Source organism: Pseudoteredinibacter isoporae, from assembly GCF_011602085.1.
In the GTDB taxonomy this organism is placed as follows: Bacteria; Pseudomonadota; Gammaproteobacteria; order Pseudomonadales; family Cellvibrionaceae; genus Pseudoteredinibacter; species Pseudoteredinibacter isoporae.
The window spans coordinates 80,601-104,789 of the sequence record NZ_JAAONY010000001.1 but is presented as its reverse complement, the minus strand read 5'-3'; the positions used below and the strand labels follow the sequence as shown (position 1 = coordinate 104,789).

The 24,189-nt window shown below is 49.5% G+C and carries 17 protein-coding genes; 13 read left to right on the top strand and 4 right to left on the bottom strand.

Going from position 1 to position 24,189, the window contains the following annotated elements:
• Positions 1 to 122: 122 nt before the first annotated feature.
• From G8768_RS00405 to G8768_RS21215, 12 genes are all read left to right on the top strand, one after another.
• Positions 123 to 1,190 (top strand): pilus assembly protein PilM, encoded by a 1,068-nt coding sequence (locus G8768_RS00405; protein WP_166853499.1) that lies wholly within the window; start codon positions 123 to 125, stop codon positions 1,188 to 1,190.
• Positions 1,190 to 1,759, top strand: coding sequence for a PilN domain-containing protein (locus tag G8768_RS00400; RefSeq protein ID WP_166853105.1), 570 nt, complete (start codon positions 1,190 to 1,192; stop codon positions 1,757 to 1,759). The genes G8768_RS00405 and G8768_RS00400 overlap by 1 nt, the downstream gene beginning before the upstream one ends.
• Positions 1,759 to 2,370 carry a type IV pilus inner membrane component PilO gene (locus G8768_RS00395; protein WP_166853108.1) on the top strand — a complete coding sequence of 204 codons (612 nt, stop codon included), beginning with the start codon at positions 1,759 to 1,761 and terminating at the stop codon, positions 2,368 to 2,370. The genes G8768_RS00400 and G8768_RS00395 overlap by 1 nt, the downstream gene beginning before the upstream one ends.
• A gap of 2 nt (positions 2,371 to 2,372) precedes the next feature.
• On the top strand, positions 2,373 to 2,894 hold the full coding sequence (locus G8768_RS00390; protein WP_306667765.1) for a pilus assembly protein PilP: 522 nt from the start codon (positions 2,373 to 2,375) through the stop codon (positions 2,892 to 2,894).
• Positions 2,895 to 2,904: 10 nt separating this feature from the next.
• The gene (locus G8768_RS00385; protein ID WP_184679344.1) at positions 2,905 to 5,130 is read left to right on the top strand and encodes a type IV pilus secretin PilQ; all 2,226 of its coding nucleotides are present in this window, start codon (positions 2,905 to 2,907) and stop codon (positions 5,128 to 5,130) included.
• 6 nt (positions 5,131 to 5,136) lie between these two features.
• Positions 5,137 to 5,643, top strand: a complete 507-nt coding sequence (gene aroK / locus G8768_RS00380; RefSeq protein ID WP_166853111.1) for a shikimate kinase AroK — start codon at positions 5,137 to 5,139, stop codon at positions 5,641 to 5,643.
• A 96-nt stretch (positions 5,644 to 5,739) separates the two neighbouring features.
• Positions 5,740 to 6,819 (top strand): 3-dehydroquinate synthase, encoded by a 1,080-nt coding sequence (gene aroB, locus G8768_RS00375; RefSeq protein WP_166853114.1) that lies wholly within the window; start codon positions 5,740 to 5,742, stop codon positions 6,817 to 6,819.
• Between the two features lie 45 nt (positions 6,820 to 6,864).
• On the top strand, positions 6,865 to 8,646 hold the full coding sequence (locus G8768_RS00370; RefSeq protein ID WP_166853117.1) for an AAA family ATPase: 1,782 nt from the start codon (positions 6,865 to 6,867) through the stop codon (positions 8,644 to 8,646).
• 292 nt (positions 8,647 to 8,938) lie between these two features.
• On the top strand, positions 8,939 to 13,378 hold the full coding sequence (gene gltB, locus G8768_RS00365; protein WP_166853120.1) for a glutamate synthase large subunit: 4,440 nt from the start codon (positions 8,939 to 8,941) through the stop codon (positions 13,376 to 13,378).
• A gap of 14 nt (positions 13,379 to 13,392) precedes the next feature.
• Positions 13,393 to 14,829 carry an FAD-dependent oxidoreductase gene (locus G8768_RS00360; RefSeq protein WP_166853124.1) on the top strand — a complete coding sequence of 479 codons (1,437 nt, stop codon included), beginning with the start codon at positions 13,393 to 13,395 and terminating at the stop codon, positions 14,827 to 14,829.
• A gap of 234 nt (positions 14,830 to 15,063) precedes the next feature.
• Entirely contained in the window at positions 15,064 to 15,741 is a 678-nt protein-coding gene (locus G8768_RS00355; protein WP_221450526.1) for an NINE protein, read from the top strand.
• A gap of 344 nt (positions 15,742 to 16,085) precedes the next feature.
• Positions 16,086 to 17,711 carry a methyl-accepting chemotaxis protein gene (locus tag G8768_RS21215; RefSeq protein ID WP_166853129.1) on the top strand — a complete coding sequence of 542 codons (1,626 nt, stop codon included), beginning with the start codon at positions 16,086 to 16,088 and terminating at the stop codon, positions 17,709 to 17,711.
• A 16-nt stretch (positions 17,712 to 17,727) separates the two neighbouring features.
• Here G8768_RS21215 and G8768_RS00345 read toward each other — a convergent pair whose 3' ends face one another.
• Entirely contained in the window at positions 17,728 to 18,573 is an 846-nt protein-coding gene (locus G8768_RS00345) for an acyl-CoA thioester hydrolase/BAAT C-terminal domain-containing protein (RefSeq protein WP_166853131.1), read from the bottom strand.
• Positions 18,574 to 18,802: 229 nt separating this feature from the next.
• Between G8768_RS00345 and G8768_RS00340 the strand changes: the two genes are divergently transcribed.
• Positions 18,803 to 19,459, top strand: a complete 657-nt coding sequence (locus G8768_RS00340) for a helix-turn-helix domain-containing protein (protein WP_184679343.1) — start codon at positions 18,803 to 18,805, stop codon at positions 19,457 to 19,459.
• 70 nt (positions 19,460 to 19,529) lie between these two features.
• Here G8768_RS00340 and G8768_RS00335 read toward each other — a convergent pair whose 3' ends face one another.
• From G8768_RS00335 to G8768_RS00325, 3 genes are all read right to left on the bottom strand, one after another.
• Positions 19,530 to 20,711 (bottom strand): CaiB/BaiF CoA transferase family protein, encoded by a 1,182-nt coding sequence (locus G8768_RS00335; protein WP_166853133.1) that lies wholly within the window; start codon positions 20,709 to 20,711, stop codon positions 19,530 to 19,532.
• A gap of 92 nt (positions 20,712 to 20,803) precedes the next feature.
• A complete protein-coding gene (locus G8768_RS00330; RefSeq protein ID WP_166853135.1) occupies positions 20,804 to 21,946 on the bottom strand; it encodes an acyl-CoA dehydrogenase family protein in 1,143 nt (380 codons plus the stop codon).
• A 73-nt stretch (positions 21,947 to 22,019) separates the two neighbouring features.
• A complete protein-coding gene (locus G8768_RS00325; RefSeq protein ID WP_184679342.1) occupies positions 22,020 to 24,158 on the bottom strand; it encodes a 3-hydroxyacyl-CoA dehydrogenase NAD-binding domain-containing protein in 2,139 nt (712 codons plus the stop codon).
• Positions 24,159 to 24,189 lie beyond the last annotated feature (31 nt).

Below are 24,189 nucleotides of genomic sequence, written 5' to 3'. Positions count from 1 at the left end.
TTGCCAATAAAGGTGCATTATAAGTGCTTTTTAGGGCATTACCTATGACAAAGGTTGTTGCAGCACACAGTTCAAGTGCTATAACATGATTATCTCATAAGTCACGGATATTGATTGAAAAAATGGGCATTCTGGGATTCTTGGAGTCCAAGGCCAAGCCACTCATTGGTCTGGATATAAGCTCCACCGCGGTAAAATTGCTGGAATTTAGCCGGCAAGGCGACAGCTATCGGGTGGAAAGCTATGCGGTGAAAGCCCTGCCGCCGGGCTCTGTTGTTGAAAAAAACATCAATGATCCAGACGCTGTTGCGGATGCAGTGCGCGCTGTCGTGCAGCAATCCAAGAGCAAGGAAAAGCTGGCGGCCGTAGCCGTGGCGGGATCTGCGGTGATCACCAAGGTTATCGAAATGCCTTCCGGTTTGTCGGAAGATGCTTTGGAGACCCAAATCTCACTGGAAGCTGATCAATATATTCCTTACCCGCTGGAAGAAGTTTCCATCGACTTTGAGGTTCAGGGGCCTTCGGCCAACAATCCTGATCAGATGGAAGTTCTGCTGGCGGCTTGCCGTCGTGAAAACGTGGACCTGCGAGTTGATGTGCTGGAAAAGGCCGATCTGACGGCCAAGGTCGTCGATGTTGAAGCGTATACCATGGAAAGAGCTTTTGCTTTGATTGCTGAACAGCTTGAGCAGCAGGAAGGCCAGGTTGTCGCTGTAGTGGATATTGGCGCGACCATGACGACACTCAGTGTGTTGGTGGATGGCACAACTGTTTATACCCGAGAGCAGCTGTTTGGTGGCAAGCAGCAAACTGAAGAAATTCAGCGTCGCTATGGCCTCTCTGCTGAAGAGGCGGGCTTGGCCAAGAAGCAAGGCGGCCTGCCGGATGATTACGAGTCCGAGGTGCTTGAGCCCTTTAAAGATGCAGTGGTTCAGCAGGTTACTCGATCCCTGCAGTTTTTCTTTTCTTCCAGCCAATACAACGATGTGGATCTGATTGTGCTTGCTGGAGGTGTTTCCGCCCTTGAGGGCTTGGGTGAGCTGATTGAAGAGAAGATCGGTACCATGACAATGGTCGCGAACCCTTTCGCCAATATGTCGGTATCGCCGCGAGTGAATGCAACCGCTCTGGCCAATGATGCGCCTGCGTTGATGATTGCGGCAGGTTTGGCGATGAGGGAGTACGAATAATGGCGAATATCAACTTATTGCCCTGGCGCGACGAATATCGCGCTCGCCGCAAGCAGGAATATTTGACGGTTTTGATGGCTGTGGTGATGTTGGCAGCGGCATTGGCTTATTTGTGGGTGTCCTCGGTGCAGGCGGACATTGATTCGCAGAATCAACGCAACAGTATGCTCCAAGACGAAATCGCGATTCTCGAAAGCAAGGTTTCTGAGATTCGCGAGTTAAAAAAACGTCGATCCGAGCTTCTTGAGCGGATGCGGGTTATTCAAGAGTTGCAGGGCTTACGTCCTGTAATTGTCCGTGCTTTTGATGAGTTTGTGCGTATGGTGCCTGATGGTATTTATATCAAAACCATGGAGCGCAAGGGCGATGTAATAAGCATGGAAGGAGTTACAGAATCCAATAATCGTGTATCAACGTTTATGCGTAATTTGGAGGGCTCAGTTTGGTTCCAGGATCCGAATTTGAACTCCGTAACTGCAAAGCCAGAATTAGGTGATCAAGCCAGTGAGTTCAGTATGACTGTTAAGGCAGCCGTCCCTAAAACTGAAGAATCGGAGGGCGGGAAGTAATGTCTGGTGTGTCCGATTTTATGGATCAAGTGCAGAGCTTTGATCTGGCAGAGCTCGATTTTGAGCGGATTGGTGTCTGGCCATTGGCGGGTCGGATCTTTGTGGCAATGATTTGTGTGGCGCTGGTCTTTGGTATTACCTACTACATGTTTATCAGCGATCTGAAGATCAGCCTTGAAAATGAAATTTCCGAAGAGGCAACTCTAAAGGCCAGTTTCGAAAGCAAGGCCTTTCAATCGGCAAACTTGGTTGCTTATCGTAGGCAGATGCAAGAAATGGAAGACTCATTTGGTGCATTGTTGAAACAGTTGCCAAGTGATACCGAAGTGCCCGGGTTGTTGGAAGATATTGATGAAAAGGGCAGCGAGAGTGGTCTGGCAATTTCAAAAATTGAACTGCAAGAGGAAAAGTCGGAAGAGTTTTATGTAGAGTTGCCGATTTCGATAACAGTTCATGGTGGCTATCATGATTTGGGTGGTTTTGTTAGTGGTGTTGCCGGTATGCCTCGAATTGTGACTCTACACGACTACGATATTAATAGTGGTGAGCGCGGTGAGTTGACAATGAATATTGTTGCAAAGACTTATCGCTATAAGAGTCAGGACGATTAAGCATGATGCGATATATTGTATTAATCACGGCTTTCTTTGTAATGGGGGGATGCTCTTTTGAGAATCGGCACCAGGACTTACGTGATTATATCGAAGAAACTAAACGCCGCCCTAGAGGGCGCATAGAGCCCTTACCCGAGTTCCGCCCCTATAAGGCATTTAGTTATGCAGCAATCAAGCTGCGTAGCCCTTTTGAGAGACTGAAGGAAGAGCAGAAGCAAGAGTATGTTGGCCAGTCTGTTGGGGTTGAGCCTGACTTGGCCCGCGAAAAAGAATACTTGGAAGGCTTCAGCTTAATTGAGTTGAAAATGGTTGGGACTATCGAAAAAGATAATGTGTTGTGGGCCTTGGTGTCTGATGGTCAAGGCGGCGTACACAGAGTTTCTACCGGCAATTACGTTGGTAAAAACCATGGTCGTGTAATCAATACCAGTCACGGCCAACTAGATATTGTTGAAATTATTCCAGATAACCTGGGCGGTTGGGTAGAGCGTCCCCGGGTTCTCAAACTAGAGGAAGAATAAGGAATTGACTATGTTTTCGCTGCTTAGATCCATAAGCCTTGTTAAAGGACGCTTGGTAGCCATGGTGCTGCTGTCGTCTTTGGCGACTTCCTCCCTGGCGAGTAATCTGACTGATATCCAGTTTGCAGAGTTACCCGGGCAAAGGTTTGAAATTAAGTTGAAATTTGACGAACAGCCGAGCACTCCCAAAGGTTACACCATAGAAAAGCCCGCTCGAGTTGTGCTGGATTTTCCGGGTGTTGAGAGTTTGCTGAATAAAAAGAAGTTTCCGGTTTCCTTTGATGCGGCGAACAGCGTAGTGGTTCTGTCTAGCGGTGGCAGAACGCGCATGATTGTGAATCTCAATGAATTAGTGAGTTATAACACCCGTGTTGATGGCTCTGATTTTGTTGTCGAGATGGGCAGTGGCGGCGCAAGCAGTTTTATTAAAAGCGGCTCTAATATGGCGGCGGAAATATCCAATTCAAGAGATAGTGGCCAATATGAGCGTTCCATTACGAGTCTGGATTTTCGTCGTGGCGAAGACGGCGAGGGTAAAATCATTCTCGGCCTCTCAGATCCCAATGTGAATATTGATGCTAACTCGAGTGGCGGAAAGCTTAGTCTCAACTTTGACGGCGTGTCTATTCCTGCAGATTTGCGTCGCCGCCTGGATGTTATTGATTTTGCGACACCGGTTTCCTTTGTTGATACAAGTTATGACGGTGGTAGCACAAAGGTGGTGATTGAGACTAGTCGAGAGTATGACTACCTGGCGTATCAAGCTGATGATCAATATGTTGTTTCTATTAAGCCGCTTACCCAAGTGGAGAGAGAGGAAAGAAAAAAACAGTTTGAATTTGTAGGTAAGAAACTGTCTTTGAATTTCCAGAATATCGAAGTTCGCTCAGTGTTACAGCTTATTGCAGATATAACAGACTTGAATTTGGTAGCAAGTGATACAGTAGGTGGGAGTATTACTTTGCGCTTGGAAAACGTACCGTGGGATCAGGCTTTGAGCTTGGTTCTGAAGACCAAAGGCTTAGATAAGCGCCAGGTAGGTAACGTGTTGATGGTTGCCCCTGCAGCTGAAATTGCCGAGCGTGAAAGATTGGAGCTGGAGACTCAAAAACAGCTGGAAGAGTTGGCTCCTCTGCGTACTGAGTATATTCGTGTCAGATACGCAAATGCTCGCGAGTTGTTTAAATTGTTTAATCAGCCTGACAATGGTGGTGTCGGGAGCAATGCGTCTCAAGATGGGAATTCAACTGGTAGCATCTTGTCTGAGCGTGGACAGGCCATTGTAGATGAGCGAACTAACTCGATTATTCTTACTGATACAGAAGAAAAAATTCAGGAATTTCGTAAGCTGATTGCCCAGGTTGATATTCCTGTGCGTCAGGTAATGATTGAAGCTCGTATTGTTGTTGCCAATACAGACTACCGTAAAGAGCTGGGTGTTCGCTGGCAGGCCGTCGGTCGTCATCAGATACGCTCGACAACTCAGCGTGTACCTGTGCTTGATTCCAATGGGAATGCAACCTTTGATGGAAACGGACAGCAAATTTTCCGTACACAGACAGTCAATCAGCGCAGTGGTTTGTTTTCTGGATCAACTGAAGCTTTTTCAGCAGATAACTTTGATTCGAATGGTGTATGGACCCCGACGATTGATCAGGCCAATATGGTTGACTTAGGTGTGGCTAACCCATTTGGTTCGATTGCAATGTGGTTAAGTACTGACAATGGTTCATTAGGATTGGAGCTTAGTGCTCTTGAGGATTCGGGCTTTGCTGAAATCGTTTCGCAGCCTAAGGTTGTAACTGGTGATAAACAGATTGCATTTATTGAATCCGGTCAAGAGATTGGTTATCAAGAAGCTTCTGCCAGTGGTGCGACATCGACCTCGTTTCGTCAGGCGGTATTAAAACTTGAAGTGACTCCGCAAATCACACCAGATGATCGTATCATTATGGATTTGCTGGTGAAGCAGGATGATATCAATGGGTTTATTGCAGGTGTGCCAGTCATTGATGTGAACCGTATCGACACTGAAGTGCTCGTCGACAATGGTCAAACAATTGTGCTTGGTGGCATCTTCCAGGATCAAGTGACTAAGGGTACTTCCAAGGTACCATTGCTGGGTGACATCCCTTATCTGGGCCGCTTGTTCAAGAAGGATCTGCAAGTTCGTGAGAAGCGTGAATTGCTCATCTTTATTACTCCGAAAATTCTGGCGCAAAGCTTGACCGAATAATCGCCTGTGAAGAGTATTGTTTTAGTCGGCCCCATGGGGGTCGGCAAATCTACCATCGGCCGTTTGTTGGCGACCAGTTTGCGGCGTGATTTTTATGATACGGACAAGTTGATTGAAGATCGCGCTGGTGCTGATATCTCCTGGATATTTGATATCGAAGGTGAAGAAGGCTTTCGTCAAAGGGAAAGCAATACTCTCTCTGAATTATGTCAGCAGGACGATCTGGTCATCGCCACCGGGGGTGGGATTATTGTTCGTGAAGATAATCGCAAGTTGCTCAATAAATACGGTCGTGTCGTATACCTGACAGCGTCTATTTCCCAATTGGTTCGCCGTACTGATAAAGATAAAAAGCGCCCTCTGTTGCAGGTTGACGACCCCAAGCAAAAAATCATTGAGTTGCTGGAGTCGCGTGATCCTCTCTATCGTGAGGTTGCGGATCTGATTGTCGAAACCGACGGTAAAACACCTAAGCAAGTGGCTGAAAGTCTGGCTGAACAATTGCAGGCTTAGGCCAGACGGCTGTATTCTCTGATAGGCTTGTGTTTATTCATTCGCTGCCTTTTCTGCTATTCTTTGGCCGCAAATTTTTTATTGCCGGGAATTATCATGCGCACCTTACGTGTCGATCTCGCTGATCGCAGTTACCCTATCTATATCGGCCCCAAGCTGTTGGGCAGAGAAGATTTACTCACCCCTCATATCAAAGGTAAGCAGGTGTGTTTGGTTACCAATACCACGTTGGCGAAGCTGTTGTTGCCAGAGGTGAAAGCTTCCTTGGGACAATATGATTACACCGAAGTCATTTTGCCCGATGGTGAAGCCCACAAAAACTTGGAAACTCTAAACCTGATTTTTGATGAGCTGCTTAGAGCGAGGCATACGCGAAAAACCACGTTGATTGCTCTGGGTGGTGGTGTAATTGGTGACATGACCGGTTTTGCGGCGGCGTGTTATCAGCGTGGCGTGGACTTTATTCAGCTCCCGACTACCTTGTTGTCCCAGGTAGATTCCAGTGTCGGAGGCAAAACAGCCGTTAACCATGCCCTTGGGAAAAACATGATCGGCGCTTTTTACCAGCCCAATTGTGTGATCGCTGACAGTTCGGTTTTGCAGAAGCTGCCTGAGCGGGAATTGGCGGCGGGTCTTGCTGAAGTGATCAAATATGGGCTGATAGCGGATGAGCCGTTTTATGAATGGCTGGAAGCCAATATGTCGGCTCTGAGCACTGGCGAACAGGACGCGTTAAGCTATGCGATTGAACGTTCCTGCCAAATAAAAGCTGATGTCGTCGCTGAGGATGAGCGTGAGTCAGGCTTACGCGCCATACTGAATTTGGGGCACACCTTTGGCCATGCCATCGAAACTCATATGGGGTATGGCGAATATCTGCATGGTGAGGCGGTGGCGATTGGTATGCAAATGGCCATCGCGCTGTCCGCGTCCAAGGGCTGGGTCGATGCAGAGCTTATTGAACGTAACAAAGCCCTGAGTTTGGCTGCCGGCTTGCCAGTGATAACGCCGGATACTATGCGGGCAGAAGAGTTTTTGCCGCTGATGGCAGTCGATAAAAAAGTATTAGATGGTCGTCTGCGCCTGGTGTTGCTTTCGGCACTGGGCAAAGCTGTTGTCACTGAAGAGGTGACGGAAGAAGAAGTGTTGGCAGCTATTGAGGCTTGCCGCAGCTGAATTCATAATAAAGCACGACGTTACGCAGCCGCTGTGGGAGAGTGAGTGGATACACTGGCCGAATATTTGGATTATTACGGATTTAACAGCGAGCCTTTTGTTGGACAGGGCGGCTTTTTCTCGACGGCTGAACGAGCGGAAGTGCTGGATCAAATCGAGCACTGGTGTGATTTTGGCGCAGGAATTATCGTGTTGGAAGGCCCCGAAGGGGTTGGTAAAACTGCTGTGCTGCAAGAGTTGGCGCGGCGGTGCGGTGATGGCGCATTAATTTCCCAGCTGGATGGCCCGGTGCTGGCAGGCCTGGATCAAATGTTAATGCTCCTGGCGGCGGAATTGGGCGCGGATTTAATCGAAGGGCAAACCTCCGGCGCCATGCTTGGCCATCTGCGCAAGCATTTAAAAAATGCCGCTCAACCTATGTTCGTGCTGGTCGACCAGGCTCATAATCTCGATGATCGTGCTCTTTTGGCGCTGATGGGCTTACTTCAGGGGCAGCAGCCTGGTGAGGGTAATCTCAATATCGTTGCTTTTGCGGAGCGCGGACTGGCGGAGCGCCTACGCAAGTTTGATGTGGCTGATGTTATCGTCAATCAAAAGGAATTGGGCCCTTTAAATGAATCCGAGCTGGCTTCGTACATCCATCAGCAGTTGGCGAGTGTCGACTACGATGGCCCCGAGCTGTTCAGTGATTTAGAACTGAAAGAGCTGTATCGGGCTTCCAGAGGCTTCCCCGCCGAAGTGGATGTCTTGGCTCAAAACCTGCTGGTTAATCGACTCTACAGCAGCTCTCTGAAGAACAAAGGCTTTCCGATTTGGCATCTCGTGGGTGTCGGTGCTCTGATGGCAAGTTTGGGCACGGCTTACATCTATCGCGATACCATCCAGGCAATGTGGTCACAGACCGAAGCAGACGTTGCGGTCGCGGAAAGCAATACGGGTGCCGTTGAAAAGGGTGGAGAGGCCAAGCGTGGTGATAATGACAGGGCCAGGTCCCAGGAATTGTTCAGCTCGGCCGATCAAGCTCCTAAGGCTAGTGAGCAAGCGCCTTCTTCATTGGAATCTGCCGACGCTATGGCCGATACTGAAAACCTTATCAACGAGGCCCTGACGCCCTCTGAGCCTCTGATTAAGTCCACAGAAAAACCAACGAGTAATGAGCAAGTCGCTCAGCTGAATGAGGCCAGAAAGGTACCTGACTCCATAGCGACAGAAGTGGTGACAGATACTGCCGCAGAAAGCAGCCCCCCTGTTGAGCAGGTTGACATCGGTGCTCAAACCAGCAACGTGCTGGCGGGTGTTGAAGGCCGTGATGTGTCCGAACCTGCCTCAATTGAGCCACAAGCCGATACCCAAGCGAGTGAAGTGGCACCAGGTTTGAATACGGATGAAGCTGGCAAAGCGGAGGCGATTGCCCTGGCCGACGTCAATGAATTGAATGACAGTGCGGTGGATTATTCCAGCTACAGCGAAGATCAATTGGCCTTGTTGGGTATGGACCCAGGCTTCGACCTTAGTGTATTCACCGAAGATGAGCAGTATTTACTGCGTTTACCCGACAGTGCTTATGTTTTACAACTGATTTCCGTGCGCACGCCGGAGCAGGTTGAGAAGTTTCTACGGGTACAGCCTAATCGCGATGAGCTGAAAATTTTCAATCGTGAGAATAATGGCAAATCCTGGTATGTCATCGTGCAGCCAGGCTTCGACACCTGGGAATCGGTTCAGGCTGCTCAGGAAAGATTGCCTTCCAGGAGAAGAAGTGGCGGTGCCTGGGCTCGTTCCCTCAAAATCATTAAGGCAGATATACGCTCTTTTAGAGGCATTTAGCAGCATATTTGCCAACTTTGACCGATCATGGCCGAACATCTGCTTAGTTCGACTTGCTTATTTGCACGCCTACAGTTAATATTCAGCGCCCAAATGCCATCAAAGCCCCTGTCTTAGGGGCTTTTTTGTCTGGGAAGCACAGTTTTGTGCTGGTATTAGCCCACCCCTTAAATAAGAGGCTGAACCAGTAATGCACTCATCGCGCGGAATAGTCTGTCAGCGGTCTTTCACATGAGGCCGTTGATATTAAAAAGAAGCGAGCATTCCGCCATAGCAAGAAGAGAGACAGAGCATGACTACTGGACTCTATCGTTTAGACGAATTTAAAGACAACTGCGGTTTTGGCCTGATCGCAAACACCAAGGGAAAGGTGAGCCATAGCCTGTTGGAATCGGCTATTGAAGCGCTAACTTGTATGACCCACCGGGGCGGAATTGCCGCCGACGGAATTACCGGTGACGGTTGTGGTTTGCTCATGCAAAAGCCCGACGGCTTTTTGCGTACCATTGCAGAAGAAAATAATTTTGAGCTGAGTGCCAATTATGGCATTGGTTCTGTGATGTTGAGTCAGGATCCCGTGCGAGCGCAGGCTGCACGGGATGTCGTGACGGCAGAAATTGAAGCAGAAGGCCTGAGTATTGCCGGTTGGCGTGAGGTACCCGTCGACAAATCTTGTCTGGGTCCCATTGCTTTGGAAAGTCTACCCAGTTTCTACCAGGTTTTTGTGAACGCCGAATGTTCATTGCCGGCGCTGAATGCAAAACTGTATATGGCGCGTCGTCGTGCTGATAAGGCGTTAAAAGACGACAAGGCCTTTTATATTTCCAGCCTGTCTTCCTCGGTGCTGTCCTACAAGGGCTTGATGATGCCCAAGGATATTCCGAGCTTCTATAAAGATCTGGCCGACGAGCGCCTGGAAACCGCGATTGTGGTCTTCCACCAGCGTTTCTCGACGAACACCATGCCCCAGTGGAATTTGGCTCAGCCTTTCCGCATGTTGGCGCACAATGGTGAAATCAACACCATTATGGGTAACCGGAACTGGGCCCGAGCCCGTACGCCAAAATTCCAGTCCGAGTTGTTGCCTAACCTGGCCGAAGTGGCGCCAGTGGTTAACACAGAAGGTTCAGATTCCTCCAGCCTCGATAATATGCTTGAGGTATTGGTCCTGGGCGGTTTGCCTCTGCATCATGCTCTGCGCATGCTGGTGCCACCTGCTTGGCACAATGTGGAATCCATTGATCCGGAAGAGCGTGCGTATTATCAGTATATCTCCATGCATATCGAACCCTGGGATGGCCCGGCGGGTTTGGTAATGACTGATGGCCGTTACGCAGTATGTACATTGGACCGAAACGGTTTGCGCCCCTCTCGCTGGGTGCTCACCGATGATGACGTTATTACTGTAGCGTCCGAAGTGGGTGTCTACGATTATCAACCTGAGAATGTTGTTGCGAAAGGTCGCCTTGGCCCAGGTGATATGTTATCGATCGATACCGAAAGCGGTGAGATTCTCGACACCAATGAAATTAATGAGCAGTTAAAAACACGTCAACCTTATCGCAAATGGTTGAAAGAAGGTAACCTGAAAATCGAGGCAACCCTCGAAGCAGAAGCTTATGAAGAAGGGATGCCACGAGAGGAACTGCCACGTTACATGAAAATGTTCCAGCTCAGTTTTGAAGAGCGCGATCAAGTATTGCGCCCTCTTGCCGAGTTGGGGCAGGAAGCGACTGGTTCCATGGGCGACGATACACCGATGGCGGTGTTGTCCGGCAAAACACGTAATCTGTTCGACTATTTCCGTCAACAATTTGCTCAGGTGACCAACCCCCCGATTGATCCATTGCGTGAGGCAATTGTGATGTCGCTGGGCACACAATTGGGACGCGAGCTGAATGTATTTGCGGAAACCCCATCCCATGGTAAGCGTATTAACTTACGCAGTCCGGTTTTATCTCCGCGTAAGTTTTACACTATTCGTGAGATGGACAACAAAGACTATCGCAGTCAACAGTTCACGCTGCGCTATGACCCATCGACTCACAGCCTGAAAGATGCCATTGTAAAACTGTGTGACGATGTCGAAGCCGCCGTTCGCGACGGTGCCGTTGTGGTGATTCTTAGCGATGGTTATCCGGAGCAGGGCATGGGTATGATCCATTCTCTGTTGGCAACGGGTGCTGTGCACCATCGTCTCATCAACGCGGGTTTGCGTTGCGATTCCAATATCATTACCAAAACCGCTTATGCGCGTGATTCGCATCAGATTGCGACACTCATTGGGTATGGTGCGTCAGCGGTTTATCCCTACCTGAGTTATCAGGTTTTGTCCGATTTGATTCATACCGGCGAGTTACTGGTGGATCACGACACGGCGCTGAAAAATTATCGTAAGGGCATCAATAAGGGTTTGATGAAAATCCTGTCCAAGATGGGTATTTCTACCATCGGTTCCTATCGTGGTGCCCAGCTGTTTGAAATTATTGGTCTTAACGAAGACGTTGTGGATCTGTGCTTTAAAGGTACGCCTTCGCGTATCAAAGGTGCCAGCTTCGAGCATTTGCAAGCCGAACAAGAAGCGCTGGATACGATTGCCTGGATTGATCGCAAAACCATCGAGCCTGGTGGTTTGTTGAAGTACGTCCACGGTCAGGAATACCACGCTTTTAATCCGGATGTTGTACAAACACTGCAGCAAGCGGTAAAAACCGGTGACTATAGTATTTGGAAAAAATACGCTGATTTAGTCAATGAGCGTCCCATCGCGACCTTGCGCGATATGCTGAAGTTGAAAGAAGCCACCGCAATTCCTCTGGACGAAGTCGAGCCGATGGAAAACATCGTGGCGCGTTTTGATTCGGCGGCAATGTCCTTGGGCGCACTTTCCCCGGAAGCTCATGAGGCACTGGCGCAAGCCATGAATACCTTGGGTGGCCGTTCAAATTCGGGCGAAGGTGGTGAAGATCCTAAGCGGTATGGCACCAACAAGGTGTCCAAAATCAAGCAGATTGCATCCGGTCGTTTTGGCGTGACGCCACATTACTTGGTGAATGCCGAAGTACTGCAGATCAAAGTCGCCCAGGGTGCGAAGCCTGGCGAAGGTGGTCAGTTACCAGGCGGAAAAGTCAATGATCTGATCGCAACCTTGCGTTACTCCGTACCCGGTGTGACGTTGATTTCTCCTCCGCCGCATCATGATATTTATTCAATCGAGGATTTGGCGCAGCTGATTTTCGATTTGAAACAGGTTAATCCGGATGCCTTGATCAGTGTGAAACTGGTTTCCCGTCCGGGAGTTGGCACCATCGCGGCCGGTGTTGCCAAGGCCTATGCCGATTTAATTACTATCTCCGGTTACGACGGTGGTACCGCGGCTTCCCCGTTGACATCGATTCGTTATGCAGGCTCTCCCTGGGAGCTGGGGCTTTCGGAAACTCACCAAACACTGCGCGCGAATGATTTGCGTGGCAACGTGCGGGTGCAAACCGATGGTGGTTTGAAATCCGGTTTGGATGTTGTGAAAGCGGCTATTCTGGGTGCGGAAAGCTTTGGCTTTGGTACGGCACCTATGGTTGCATTGGGTTGTAAGTATTTGCGCATTTGTCATCTGAATAACTGTGCAACGGGTGTCGCGACTCAGAACGAGCAGCTGCGTCGTGACCACTATATCGGCACCGTTGAAATGGCCATGAACTTTTTCCGTTTTGTGGCGGAGGAAGCTCGTGAATGGATGGCCGCTCTGGGCGTGCGGAGTCTGGACGAATTAATCGGCCAGGTTCAGCGAATGGAAGTCGATGCAGCGAAAACCGATAAGCAGGGTGCTTTGGATCTAAGCCCTATCATTTATACCGACGACTACCTGGAAACCAAACCGCAGTTCTGCCAGGTTGCTCAGAACGACCCCTATGACAAAGGGGAATTGGCTGAACGAATGGTCAGTGACATGCTGTCCAATATCGAAAGCAAAACGGGTGGTGAGTTTGAATTCAAAATCACTAACTGCGACCGCTCCATTGGTGCTCGCGTGTCTGGTGAAATTGCCAAGCGCTATGGCAACCAGGGTATGGCTGATAAGCCGGTCACCGTGAAGCTGAACGGTGTGGCGGGGCAGTCACTGGGTGTCTGGAATGCTGGTGGTCTGAACATTTATCTGGAAGGCGATGCCAACGACTACGTTGGTAAAGGTATGGCTGGCGGTAAGCTGGTTCTCACTCCACCAAAGGGCAGCGCTTTTAAGAGTAAGCAAACGTCCATTATGGGCAACACTTGTTTATATGGTGCAACCGGCGGTGAAGTTTTTGCGGCTGGTCAGGCCGGTGAGCGTTTGGCGGTACGTAACTCAGGTGCTCAGGTTGTGGTTGAAGGCGCCGGTGATCACTGTTGTGAATATATGACTGGAGGCGTCGTTGCCGTATTGGGTCAGACCGGTGTGAACTTTGGTGCAGGTATGACCGGTGGCTTCGCCTACGTTTTGGATTTGGATCGCGGTTTCGTTGACCGCTTTAATAATGAGCTGGTGGAGATTCGCCGTATTGGTGGCGAAAACTATGAAGATCATCGCCACCACTTGCGTACCCTGATTGCCCAGCACGCCGAGGAGACCGGCAGTGAATGGAGTCAGGAACTGCACGAGGACTTCGACGATTACGTTGGTAAGTTCTGGCTCGTTAAGCCGAAGGCCGCCAGCTTGAGCGGCCTGTTGGCACAAACCAAATCTGATACCGAATAAGCGGAGGGCAGACAATGAAAAACCCTAACGCCAAACAGGAACGTTTAAGCAATAACTTTCAGTTTATTGAAGTGGGTCGTAACGACCCGAAAAAGAAGCCGATCCACACCCGTAAAACCCAGTACGTAGAAATCTACGAATCGTTTACGGAAAAGGAAGTCGCCAATCAGGCGCATCGCTGCCTGGCTTGCGGTAACCCTTATTGTGAATGGAAGTGTCCGGTTCATAACTTTATTCCCAACTGGTTAAAGTTGATCAGTGAGGGCAATATTTTTGAAGCTGCGGATCTGAGCCATCAAACCAACACTTTGCCGGAGGTCTGCGGTCGAGTATGCCCGCAAGATCGTCTGTGTGAAGGTGCTTGTACCTTGAACGATGACTTCGGCGCGGTAACCATTGGTAATGCGGAAAAATATATTACCGATACGGCCTTCGCTATGGGCTGGCGCCCGGACATGTCCAAAGTGGTATGGACTGATAAAAAGGTAGCCGTTATCGGAGCTGGGCCTGCAGGCCTCGGTTGTGCGGATATTCTGGTTCGCAATGGTGTTAAACCCGTTGTGTTCGATAAGTACCCCGAAATTGGTGGCTTGCTGACTTTTGGTATTCCGGAATTCAAGCTGGAAAAATCCGTTATGAGTCGCCGACGTGAAGTCTTCACCGAAATGGGTGTTGAGTTCCGGCTGGAAACAGAAATAGGCAAAGACGTTAGCATCGAACAGCTCTTGGAAGAATACGATGCCGTCTTCATGGGCATGGGTACATACAAGTATATGAAAGGCGGTTTTCCAGGTGAAGACCTGCCGGGCGTATACGATGCTTTGCCATTTTTGATTTCCAATGTGAATCGCAATATGGGTTTTGAAAAGAACATCGATGATTTCATTTCGGTAGCCGGGAAGCGAGTGGTCGTCTTGGGTGGTGGTGATACCGCAATGGACTGTAACCGCACTTCGATTCGCCAACAGGCACGCAGCGTGACCTGTGCCTATCGCCGTGACGAAGAAAATATGCCGGGTTCGCGCCGCGAGGTGGCCAACGCCAAAGAAGAAGGCGTTAACTTCCTGTTTAACCGCCAGCCCGTCGAGATTGTGGGTGATGGAAAGGTGGAAGGCATCAAAGTTGTGACCACCGCTTTGGGAGAGCCCGATGAAAATGGCCGCCGTCGTCCTCAGCCAGTTGAAGGTTCTGAAGAAATTATTCCCGCTGATGTGGTGTTGGTTGCTTTCGGTTTTCAGCCAAACCCCGCAGACTGGATTGCCGAGAATGGCGTAACCATCAATAGCTGGGGTGGTATTGAAGCTGCCGAGGAGCAGCAGTACAAGTTCCAGACCAGTAATCCCAAAATCTTTGCGGGCGGTGATATGGTTCGTGGTTCAGATCTGGTGGTGACCGCAATCTGGGAAGGCCGAGAGGCCGCCGAAGGTATTCTGGATTATTTGCAGGTTTGACGACCATTTAGAACCGCCTTGATTAAGGGAGCTTTGGCTCCCTTTTTTATTGTGGGTTTTTACTTCAGTGAGAAGTTTCTTTCTGCTTCCGCGGCTATTTGGTTATAGAGGCCTATTGGAGCCCAGCTTCAATTGCTTTACTCTTGGCGACCGTATTTTTACTATTACTTTTATTGTTGTTAAAAAGACAAGGATTCGTTTATGTCTCGTCAATGTTCTGAGTGTCATGCTGATTTGGATGCTGAACAACCGCAGTGTCCTCAGTGTGGGGCAATTCAAGAAGACTTTGTGTACAAAAGCCGGATTGCCGCCGCGGCTCTGGCAATAGGTTTTGGTTTCTTTGGAGTGCATCGCTTTTATCTTGGGCAATGGTGGGGCATATTCTATTTGCTTTTTTTCTGGACCTATGTGCCTGGTTTGATAGCTTGGATTGAGGGGATTGTCTTCCTGGCTCGGGACCAGAAAGCCTGGAATGCTAAGTACAATAAAGGGGTTTTCGCTGGCAATGAAAAGGGAGGTGTACTCTTTGTCATATTGATTTTTGTCATGATCGCCATACTCGGCATTCTGGCTGCTATTGCACTGCCGGCCTATCAGGATTATTCGAATCGCGCCAAGGTGATATCCGCAATCTCTGCCGCCAAGACCACAATTCCCCAGGTCGAGCAGTATGCTTATGACCATCAGCGTTGGCCGATGACGGAAGATCTTACTTTGAACCCTCTTGATAATCCGCTTCTCGGAACGCTTACCGTTAACAATGGAGCCATCGTGGTTACGATGGATAAAAGTACTCGTATTGACGGATATGTGGCTTTTATCCCTACGAGTGATGAATCTGGTATCAGCTGGTCCTGTACGGAATCCACAATTAAATCTCGGTTTCTGCCTGCGGAATGCCGACCTGAGTAGCTTGAGGCTTCAAAGCTAAGAATCAATCCGCCGGCTTTCGGGCTTGGCGGATTTCCCTTTGGGCTGTATTGGCTTGTCTTTTCGGGACGCTCACAAAGGCTGGGCGCTAAGGTCTTTCCTAATGTTAGAGATCTCTAAAATACTGTAGCGTTTAAGCTGAATTCAGACCTTCCCCTGAATGCTTTTTGTTCAAGTTTCCTCCCTTCTCGCCGAAATTCTATATTGCTATCCGACTGTCGCTGGAATTTTGCGGATGGCGCAAATGTTGACTATACAAAGTAGCAGTCACGGTTAACGCGTTAATGTATTTATTCTGTCAGCAAGGTGTGCTGAGGAGTTTCTGAGTGAAAAGTATCGATATTAAAACGATGGTGCTGGGTGTTATCTCTGCCAGCATCTTGCTGCTATTAATGGCATCTTTGTTTTCCACCTATAAGTTAAGAGATGATTTGATTAAATTCAGCTCTCTGCTGTCCAATGAAGTGGCGGCCATTCATAGTACAGACCGGGTTAATATCGAATTTAAGCGCCAGGTGCAGGAATGGAAAAATGTGCTGATTCGTGGTGCGGATGATTCCCAGCGGGAAAAGTACTGGGGCAAGTTTTTAACACAGGAAGAAAGTGTTCAAAAGATTGCCCGTGAACTGAAAGGCCAGCTGAGTTTTGATCCGGGCCTGCAAAGGCAGGTACAGGACTTTATTGTTGCCCACGAGAAGATGGGGTCAGCTTATCGCAGCGGATTTGAAGAATTCAACGCTTCCGGTTACGACCATCGCGCTGGTGATATTGCTGTAAAAGGTATTGACCGCGCGCCATCAAAGTTGCTGGATGACATCTCGAAAAAAGTGAATGCGGTAGCCAAGCAGAGTGGCGAGACTACGATTACTGAATCTGAGGCCGTAGTGGTATACGCCGTTGTTCTGACTCTGGTAACCGGCGCTTTGGTTCTGTTTGGCAGCTATGTCATCTTACAGCGCGAGGTTCTCAAGCCTTTGAGAAATACGGCGAGCGCCATCAGCGATTTGTCCAAAGGTAATCTTGGTATGAACCTGAGCCGAAATGGCCGGGGTGAAATTGGATTGTTGAACAGCGCCACAGCAGACCTCGCGGGGCAGATGCGGGACTTGATTGCTTCACTGACCAAAACTTCTGATGCCTTGCAACACACCGCAGAAATGTTTGAAAAACAATCTTCAAAACAGAGCTTGGCCAGTACCGAGCAAGTCGCTCAATCCACTCAGGCAGCCCAGGAAGTCAGCACCTTAGTGAACAGTGCTGAACACGCATTTGATACTGCGAGCCATACCAAAGAAATGACTGAAGCCACTATGGAAAAAGCCGAGAAGGCCAGTGCCGTAGTTGATCATGTAGATGGGCTTATGAAGGCTCTGCAGGAAGACATTCTTCACGCGGATAATGCGGTGAGTACTCTGTCCGAACGGGTAGTTCGAGTAGATGAAGTGATGACTGTGATTCAGGGGATTGCCGAACAAACCAATTTGTTGGCGTTGAACGCCGCTATTGAAGCTGCACGCGCAGGAGACCAGGGCCGTGGTTTTGCAGTGGTTGCCGATGAGGTGCGTGGTCTGGCTCAGAAAACCCAGCACTCAACCCAGGAAATCGCCTCTATTCTCGAAGATCTGCGAAAGGGCTCCGAGTCCAGTGTTCAGGCGATGAAAGTTGGCCAGGAAAAAACCAATTACGCCGCTGAGAAAACCAACGAAATCGCCGCGCTTTGGCAGGGTTTATCCGGGGATATTTCTGATATCTCTGCCAAGAATGCAGAGCTGAATCAATCAGCCTCCAAGCAGTCTGAAGCCGCCAGCGGGGTTGAATCCTTCATTGAAAAACTGAAACAAGACGCGGTATTGCAAAGCCAGTTGTCTGACGAGCAGCGTTCCGTCAGTGGAGACTTACTCGAATTGTCTGGCGAAATCAAAACCAAGATTGCCTACTACAAAGCATCTTAATTTCTGAAGCCGCAGCTTAGCGCAGAAAATCTGCGATGAGTGTGCGGCTCTCCTCATCGGCCTCCTGATTGGCTCCTTTCTCGCCATCCAGTGGAATGCTGCTGTCCAGCAGATGTCCAGCTTTCGGGTAATGATGATGTTCGCAAAGAATTTTAGGTGAACTCAACCGTGCACGTTTGCAAATTTCCTGGGCCATTGAATTTGCAGGCCATACGCTGTCCAGACCGCCGCTAAAGAGCAAGAGGTCTGCCTTGCTGTCTTCGATTTCAATTTTGGCGTTTTCTACGGCTTGCTGATTTTTCAGAGAGTTTTCATACAGATCCCGCAGACTGCGAATATCGGTGTTGGCCTGATATGGCACAAAGTTCAGATGTTTATCGCCCATGGTCCAACTGGACAGCGGGGCTCGCTTTTGGCCGGGAATAATCCCGGGCCAAACCACGTGACTGGGCGCAATAGCAACCACCTTGCGGATACGATCATCAATAGTGGCTAACAATAGAGCCGCTTCAGCCCCTTTGGACCAGCCAACGACGGCCAACTCTTCAGCGTTATTTTTTTGCAATAACCAGGTTTTGGCAGGCTCAAAGTATTCGAGAGGGATTGCTTCAATGTGTTTGGGGAGGCCAGTGGCTTTGTAGTAGGCCAGAGCTAGAACCGGGTGCCCCATTTTCGAAATTTTTTCGGCCAGCACTTTGGGAATCCCACTGCCGGAACCTTCCAATACCAGCACCGGCATTTTACTGCTTTGGCCCGGATAGTAATTGGCGACAAAAGCCTGATCTTTCACTTCAACAAATGTTGGAGCTGCAAAAGCCTTGATTGAGAACGCTGCGATTAGAGTAATAAGGGTCTTATACATGAGTATGCCATTGCGATGAACTTTCCCATTTAGACGATGTAAATTTCAAAATAGCTTTGGAAGAGAAGAAATCATCATCGAGGCAAAAATTCTTCAATGCTCAGAAAATGCTCGAAAGCTGGTGAATTAATAATCGAATACACACCCTGGCGTATCGCTGTCGTAGAACTGTCGTACGCCAGCAGGATAAATTCTCCTTATAGATTAATCACTTAAGGTGGGTCAAAATATGGAGATGAAAATTAATCGCCAAACGTTAAAGCGCGTGCGCAAAGACAAGTTGTGGTCTCAGGAGCAGTTGGCAGAGGCCAGTGGTTTGAGTCTGCGTACCATCCAACGCATCGAAAGCAGTGGCAGTGCGGCTATGGATTCTCTAGCGGCCATTGCCAGTGCCCTTGAAACGGACAAAGACACTCTATTGGAAGCTGAGCTCAATTTTATTCCCTATGAGCATACCCAAATGGGCTACTTTATGTGGGTGGTCAGTCTGATCATGGTCAGCGTATGCAGCAGCTTTTTATTACTGATGCCTCCTCTTGGGATCGCGATTACCCTGGTTGCGATGTTAATACCGGCCGTTTTGTTCTTCAGTTTGCGAGTCGCGGTTAGCGAAGAAACGATCAGTTGGCATTTTGGTCCGGGTTTCTGGCGTAAGGAATTGCCGATCGAGGATATTGCCAGCTGTGAAGTCGTGAATAACTCAGTAATGATGGGTTTTGGGATTCGGCTTTTGGGGGACGGGTGGATGTATAACGTGTCCGGCCTGTTGGCTGTGGAGATACGTCTCAAGTCTGGCTCAGCCATTCGCCTGGGTAGCGATGAGCCTAACTATCTAAAAGAAGCCATTGATAATGCGCTGGCGTTGCAGCGCAGCAAAAGCGAATAAGTGCTGGCCTCTCGGAACGAGAGACCAGAAAAAAGAGGCCAGAAAAAAGGATCGGTTTTATTGGTGGTGGCTAGGCAATAGCACCAGACTCCCGCAATTGGGCCAGGCTATCTGCGTCGTAGCCCAGTTGTCCGAGTACCTCATCAGTGTTGGCACCAATCGGCAGGCCTGCATTGCGATATTCGGTTTGTGAACCGCTGAATTTAATCGGGCTGGCGACCTGACGCAGACGTTGACCATCCGCCGCATCGACTTCAATGTACATGCCGCGCTCTTGAAAATGTGGATGCTGTTCGGTTTCATCCAAGCTCAAGACCGGCTCGACACAGGCATCCAGTGCGGCGAAAATCTCGCTCCACTCTGCGAAGGTTTTTTGTTTAAAGGCAGCAATTAAATCCTGTTTCAGCTCAGCTTGTACTTCCGGGTTGTAGTTCATGGCTCGCTCGAACCACTCAGGCTGTCCCATGGCCTCACAGAGCTGTTTGCAGAATTGCGGCTCCAGGCTGCCTACTGAAAGATGGCGCCCGTCAGCGGTCTCATAGAAGTCATAGAAGATGCCGCCATTAAGCATGGTGCCAGAAAGCTCGGGGGCTTTATCACCGGCGAGATGTGCTGCACCGGCGGTGGCGCTCAATGCCAGGGCAGCATCGCTCATGCTGATGTCGATATGCTGGCCTTTCCCGCTGTTGCTGCGCTCGATGACGGCGGCCAGAATGCCCATCACAGCATGGTGGGTGCCGCCTGCGATATCGGCAATCTGCGTGCCCGAAAGAATGGGGCCGGTTTCCTTGCGGCCGCTGTAACTTGCGAGTCCTGCCAGAGCCAGGTAATTAATGTCGTGTCCGGCACGGTTTTTCAAGGGGCCGGTCTGACCATAGCCAGTAATAGAACAATAAATCAGTTCCGGTTTGTCTGCACTCAAGGTGTTGTAGTCGAGCCCCAGGCGTTGCATCACACCTGGACGGAACTGCTCCAGAACAATGTCGTATTCCTGCAGTAACTTCTTCACGATCTCAATGGAAGCAGGTTGTTTCAGGTCCAGGGCGATACATTGTTTATTGCGATTAATACTGCCATGGCCCGCAGAGATATCGCCGACCATGGGAGGCGCAAAGCGTAATAAATCCGGGCGGGTAGGGGATTCGATTCGCAAAACCTGCGCACCCATATCGGCCAGCAATTGAGTGGCATAAGGCCCGGGTAGAAGTGTTGAGAAATCGAGAATTTTTAATCCGCTTAATGGGCCGCTCATGAGAAGCTCCTGAATCCGAGTTGAGAACTGCGTATAAATATTTGGAAAGCAGGCCGCATCAAGCGCGGCCTGTTGAATTCATAAAGAATGGATTAGCCGAGCAGGGAGCGGCCAATAATCAGCTTCATGATTTCATTTGTACCCGCGTAAATTTTCTGGACGCGAGCGTCAGCGTAAGCACGGGCCACCGGGTATTCCCACATATAGCCATAGCCACCATGGAGCTGCAAGCACTCATCAATAACCTTGCATTGCAAATCCGTAGACAGCAATTTCAATTTTGCAGCGGTTGGCACATCCAGCTTGCCTTCGATATGAAGCTCCAGGCAGCGATCGACAAATACCTGGGCCGAAGTCACTTCAGTATCCAGTTCAGCCAGTTTAAATTGTGTGTTCTGGAAGGTGGCTACGGAACGGCCAAAGGCTTTTCGTTCTTTTACGTATTCAACGGTTTGATCCAGAATTGAGCGTGCACTGGCAATCGCATTAACACCAACCGATAAACGTTCCTGGGGCAGCTCTTGCATCAGGTAAATAAAACCCATGCCTTCTTCGCCCAGCAGGTTGGATTTCGGTACGCGAACGTCCTGGAAGAACAGCTCGGAGGTGTCCTGGGCTTTCATGCCGATTTTTTCCAGGTTGGTGCCCTTTTCAAAACCGGGTGTGCCCGCTTCAACCAGAATCAGGCTGGTGCCTTTGGCGCCGGCTTCAGGGTCGGTCTTGGCGACAACGATTACCAGGTCGGCATGTTGCCCGTTGGTAATAAAGGTCTTGGAACCATTAATCACCCACTCATCGCCGTCCAGCACGGCGCTGGTTTTCACACCTTGCAAGTCGGAACCGGCGCCAGGCTCGGTCATGGCGATGGCGGTAACAACCTCACCACTCACACACTTGGGCATGTACTTTTGCTTCAGTTCTTCGCTGCCGTAATTCAAAATATAAGGCACACCGATGTCTGAATGCAGGCCCCAGCCAATACCGGACAATCCTGCACGGGCAACCTCTTCATCAACAATAGCGTTGTAACGGAAATCAACACCGACGCCGCCGTATTCTTCCGGAATAGTGGGTGCTAAAAAGCCCTGTTCGCCAGCCTTGTTCCAAAGCGCGCGATCTACCTGGCCATCTTTTTCCCACTGGGCGTGAAAAGGTACGGCTTCGGCTTCTAAAAATTTACGGACGCTCTCACGGAATAGTTCGTGTTCAGACTCGTATACAGTTCTTGGGATCATGATGTTCTCGTTGTGGAAATGTTAAAACCGCAATGGCCAGGCAGTGCTGGCCATTGCGTTTGATGCGGTTCAATTAGCTGTCTTTAAAGGTCTCGCCTTTTTCAGCCATATCCACCAAATAAGCGGGTGGTGTAAAGCGATCGCCGTACTTCTCAGCCAATTCCTGAGCACGAGTGACAAACGTCTTCAAGCCGGTTTGGTTGATAAATTGTAAGACACCTCCGGTCCATACTGGATAACCGATACCCATGATTGAGCCGATATTAGCATCGCGTACGCTGGTAAGAACTTTTTCTTCATAGCAGCGAGCGGTTTCCACAGCTTCAATATAAAGCAGACGATCTTTAATATCCTGCAATGGAATCTGTGAGTCAGCCTTGTAGTATTGATCCAGGCCGGACCACAGTTTCTTCTTGCCGCCTTCTGGGTAGTCGTAGAAACCACCACCCGTAGATTTACCGGCACGATCCTGTTCCAGCATGGAGTCAGCGACGGCGTCGGCCGGGTGAGCGGTATAGCTTTCACCAGCGGCTTCCATATCAACGATGGTCTGCTTGCGTACTTTGGCTGACAGAGTCAGTGTCACTTCATCCATGACCGCCAATGGTCCAACCGGGTAGCCTGAGAGGAAGGCGGCGTTTTCGACGGAAACCGCGCTGACACCTTCGCCAACCATGGCAATACCTTCCTGAGTGAAGGTGCCGAATACACGTGAAGTGAAGAAGCCGCGGCTGTCGTTGACTACGATAGGCGTTTTAGCAATTTGCTGAACATAATCGTATGCACGAGCCAGGGTTTCATCATTGGTTTTTTCACCGCAGATAATTTCTACCAAAGGCATTTTGTCGACGGGTGAGAAGAAATGCAGGCCAATAAATTGCTCTGGGCGAACAGAGGCTTCAGCTAAGCCTGTGATCGGAAGGGTAGATGTGTTGGATGCAAATACTGCATCGCCGGCAATCTGTGCTTCGGCTTCTTTGGTTACTGTCGCTTTCAGACCGCGCTCTTCGAATACGGCTTCAATAATCAAATCACAACCTTGCAAGTCTTCCGCATTAGCGCTTGGTTTGATCAGGGACAAAATGCCATCGCGTTTTTCTTCGCTCATGCGACCACGGCTGACTTTTTTATTCAACAGGGTTTCAGAATACGCTTTACCCTTTTCAGCATTGTCGAGGCTGACATCTTTCAGTACAACTTCAATGCCCTTAATTGCTGATGAATAGGCAATGCCGGCGCCCATCATGCCCGCACCTAAGATGCCGACTTTTTTCACAGGTTTTTGTTCGAAGCCATCCGGGCGACCGCGGCCGGCTTTAATTTCATTGAGCTGGAACCAGAAAGTGCCGATCATATTTTTACTGATCTGGCCCGTAGTCAGAGTGGTGAAGTATCGGGTTTCGATGCGAGTTGCTGTATCGAAATCAACTTGTAGACCTTCAACCATGGTGCACATAATGGCTTCAGGCGCTGGCAGAACGCCTTTAGTTTGATTGCGCAGCATAGCCGGTGCGATTGGTAACATTTGGGCCAGTGCTGGGCTGCTGGGTTTGCCACCAGGAACTTTATAGCCTTTTACATCGTAAGGCTGAACACTTTCTGGATTGGCTTTGATAAAGGCTTTGGCTTTTTCCAGCATTTCTTCCGGCGTGTCCACGATATCGTGAATCAAACCCAGCTCTTTGCCTTTTTCAGGTTTGAACTGCTTGCCTTCCAATAGGTATGGCATGGCACCTTGCAAACCCAATAAACGTGTCATGCGGATCACACCGCCGCCACCGGGCAGCAGGCCCAGGGTGACTTCTGGCAAACCAAGCATGACACCTTTGGACAAGGCAATGCGGTGGTGGCAGGACAGGGCTATTTCCCAGCCGCCGCCCAAAGCCGCACCGTTGATGCAGGCCACGACGGGTTTGCCCATGGTTTCCAGCTTACGCATGGCCTTTTTCAGGGCTTCCACTTCATCAAAAAACTGTTGGGCATCGCTGGGTTGAACTTGAATCAACGCGGTTAGATCGCCGCCGGCAAAGAAGGTTTTCTTCTTGGAGCGAACAATTACGCCGTCCCAATTGTCTTCGGCTTCCAGTTTCTGGATGAATTCAAAAAAATCCGCTTGGAAGGCTGCATCCATTACATTCGCAGAACCATCTTTGCGGTCCAAAATCATGTGAACAATATTGTCACTGTCTTTTTCAAATTGTACTGAGCTCATAATCTTTCTCTCTTGGCTGTTTCTTACAGCT

Excerpts from the sequence above, each read along its gene's own strand:
- G8768_RS00405 (WP_166853499.1), top strand. The coding sequence starts at position 123 with ATGGGCATTCTGGGATTCTTGGAGTCCAAGGCCAAGCCACTCATTGGT.
- G8768_RS00400 (WP_166853105.1), top strand. The coding sequence starts at position 1,190 with ATGGCGAATATCAACTTATTGCCCTGGCGCGACGAATATCGCGCTCGC.
- G8768_RS00395 (WP_166853108.1), top strand. The coding sequence starts at position 1,759 with ATGTCTGGTGTGTCCGATTTTATGGATCAAGTGCAGAGCTTTGATCTG.
- G8768_RS00390 (WP_306667765.1), top strand. The coding sequence starts at position 2,373 with ATGATGCGATATATTGTATTAATCACGGCTTTCTTTGTAATGGGGGGA.
- G8768_RS00385 (WP_184679344.1), top strand. The coding sequence starts at position 2,905 with ATGTTTTCGCTGCTTAGATCCATAAGCCTTGTTAAAGGACGCTTGGTA.
- aroB (WP_166853114.1), top strand. The coding sequence starts at position 5,740 with ATGCGCACCTTACGTGTCGATCTCGCTGATCGCAGTTACCCTATCTAT.
- gltB (WP_166853120.1), top strand. The coding sequence starts at position 8,939 with ATGACTACTGGACTCTATCGTTTAGACGAATTTAAAGACAACTGCGGT.
- G8768_RS00360 (WP_166853124.1), top strand. The coding sequence starts at position 13,393 with ATGAAAAACCCTAACGCCAAACAGGAACGTTTAAGCAATAACTTTCAG.
- G8768_RS00345 (WP_166853131.1), bottom strand. The coding sequence starts at position 18,573 with ATGTATAAGACCCTTATTACTCTAATCGCAGCGTTCTCAATCAAGGCT.
- G8768_RS00340 (WP_184679343.1), top strand. The coding sequence starts at position 18,803 with ATGGAGATGAAAATTAATCGCCAAACGTTAAAGCGCGTGCGCAAAGAC.
- G8768_RS00335 (WP_166853133.1), bottom strand. The coding sequence starts at position 20,711 with ATGAGCGGCCCATTAAGCGGATTAAAAATTCTCGATTTCTCAACACTT.
- G8768_RS00330 (WP_166853135.1), bottom strand. The coding sequence starts at position 21,946 with ATGATCCCAAGAACTGTATACGAGTCTGAACACGAACTATTCCGTGAG.
- G8768_RS00325 (WP_184679342.1), bottom strand. The coding sequence starts at position 24,158 with ATGAGCTCAGTACAATTTGAAAAAGACAGTGACAATATTGTTCACATG.